The organism is Ruegeria sp. BHSB172 (assembly GCF_059613165.1).
In genome coordinates, this window is record NZ_JBXWRZ010000084.1 from 1 (window position 1) to 2,573 (window position 2,573).

Below are 2,573 nucleotides of genomic sequence, written 5' to 3' on the forward strand. Positions count from 1 at the left end.
CAACGAGCGCAGGTCATCGTCGTCTTCGCCCATGGGCGTCATCTCGGCTCGCATCCGCTCGGCATCCTCGGCGTCGATACGGGCGCGCTCGCCGTCTTCCTTGCGGCGCTCGACCCGGGCGGGCCGGACCGGGAAGGTCGCAATCACGTCGTCCGAGTTGCGAACCGCATCGAATCCGTCCTCGGCCCGCAGCGGGTCGCCCAGTTTCAGCGGAGCCTCGGGGGCGGGCACCTCCGGCACCGCAGTCGCGGCCGTCCGGGGCTCGCTGGCCGGGGCCAGTGTCCTGTCGATCTGGTAGCGGGTCAGCATTTCGGCGCGCTGATCCATGATCTGCTCGGTGATTTCGAGGAAGCTGTCGATCATCTTGCCGCCGCCGCTTCGGGCCCAAAGCTCGGCATCGCCGGTCTTGTCGCGCGCGATGATGGCGTCCTTGGCCGAAAACAGGACGGTGCGATTGAACAGGTGACCGGCTTCGCGGTTGACGCGGCGCAGCACCTTCTGGCGGTCTTTCTGGGTCAGGGCATCAGCGCGCGTGACCAGCAGCAGCGAGTTGTGCTGCAGGCGTTCAGGCAGCGACACCCAGGTGGCCCGTTCGGTTTCACGCCAGGCCTGGGTTGAATGCGTGCACCACAGAACCCCGTTGGCCTGACCCACGGCACGGCGCCAGACATCGGTGTCGATCTTGGGGTCGGAAATGCCGGGCGTGTCGATCAGATCGACCGCCTCGAGGATGTCGGCCTCGAGAAAGATCCGGATGAACTGCGCGTCATTGACGCCGACCTGGTTCAGTTGATCCAGGCCGATTTGCGTCTTGCTGCCGTCGTGGCCGTGCACATAGGCCGGACGGTTGCCCCAGCTGAACCAGACCGGCGGCAGCTGGGTGGCGGTGACCTGCGTGGGCAAGGTTTGCTTGCGCAGAAGAAAGTTCATCAGCGTCGACTTTCCGGCGCTGAATTCTCCCATCAAGGCAAACACCGGTTTGCGGCGGGACCACTGCTCGATGCGTTCCCATGCCTTCGGAGAGACGAAGCGGATCTGTGTATCTTTGGCCATTTTTCTTACGCTGCTTCGTTGCTGAGGTTCTTGAGGATGTCGCCCAGGATTTCATCGCGGGACTTTTTCGGCTCGATTCCGGCCAGCAGGGCGGCGCCGGGGTTGTCGCCCTTGGTCGCGGATGGCGAGATGCTCAGCAGGGTTTCCTTCTGCTCGCGCATGAAATCGGTCAGCGTCGCCCGGACGTTTTCCAGAACCGCAGCGATCTGGGTCTCTTCCAGGTCCTTGGTGATCGAGTTCGCCTCGGACGCAATCAGGCGGGTATAATCGGCGGCGTAGGCTTCGAACCCCTTGCGCCGTTGCCACCACCTGCGCCACCAGGTGCTTTGAAGATCCAGCGCGATGGTGCGCCCGATGCCCAATGGGGGCGGCACGCGCGGCACGATCGGGGCCTCGATGTTGAATTCGCCCAAGTGGTTGCCCAGAATCTTGTGGTACAGCGCCTCGACATCGGCGGCAGCGGCGGAATACAGCGCGCCAGCCTCTTTGCGCATCGACCGGGCAAAGCTGAAATAGGCCGCCTTCTGCAGGGTGCGCAGGCCGGCCGGGTCATATTGCCAGGTGCCCTGCTCGCCGTTCTGTTCCAGATGGGCGATCAGCGAATCCGTGGCGCGTTTGACGAAATTCGCCTCGGCCGAGGCCAGCCGCTCCAGCACCTTGTCGCGCAGTTTCGTGGTCAGCTCGGCGGCCTTCTGTTCGTAGTCCTCGCTCAGCTTGGCGATCGCCTCTTCGGGCGCGACGCCATCCAAGTCGCGCGCCAGCCCGTCACTGTCCGACAGGGATTTGGCCACCGACGTCGCCTGAATCTGGCTGGCGATGTTGCGTGCACGGTGGCGCACCCGGTCAAGCAGGCGGTGGCCCGCGCCTTCGGCGATGCGTTCGTTCATGGCCAGCAGCAGATCGGGCAGTCCCGACAGCGCCCAGATCTTGTCCAGCGAGGCCGCCTGATCGCCGAACCCTGCGGCCAGATAGAACGTGTTCAGCGCCCGGCGCGAATCCTCGGTCAGAATGTCAGGATTGCCGGTCAGGGCGGCCTCGGCCCACAGGGCGCTGCCGAACACGACGCTGGTATTGGTGTCGACGCCGTTCTGTTTCAGCGTGTCCAGAATCCGGTCGCGGATCTCGGGCACCTGGCTGACCGGGTCGGTCAGTTCGTCGATGCGGTTGACGAACAGGATGATCTGGCGGTTCTCGAACTGGGCGATGATCCGCATCAAGGCCATGTCCATCGTCGTCAGAGCCTGGCTGGCCGCCAGCACGACGACGCAGACCTCGGACCCGCGCAGGCTGCGCAGGGTGATCTGCTCGCGTACCATGAAGGTGTCGTTGACGCCCGGCGTGTCGCACAGTTTCAGCGCGATCGGATATTGCGGAATGTCCATGTACAGTTCCGCCGATTTCGTCACGTCGGCAAAGCGACCAGTCTTGGGATTGATGTCGGGATCATCCTCGTCGCCCAGGCAGACATAGCGCTGGACCAGTTCCTCGTCGAAATAGTCGTACTGGTGGCTCTGGCCCAG

Annotated in this window: 2 protein-coding genes; both read right to left on the reverse strand. The window is 64.0% G+C overall.

What is annotated here, in order from left to right:
* On the reverse strand, positions 1–1,053 hold a 1,053-nt coding region (locus tag AC2FM3_RS17795; protein ID WP_496684563.1), incomplete at its 3' end, for a dynamin family protein.
* A 5-nt stretch (positions 1,054–1,058) separates the two neighbouring features.
* Positions 1,059–2,573, reverse strand: a 1,515-nt coding sequence (locus tag AC2FM3_RS17800; RefSeq protein ID WP_496684565.1) for a GTP-binding protein, incomplete at its 5' end; no start/stop codon positions are given.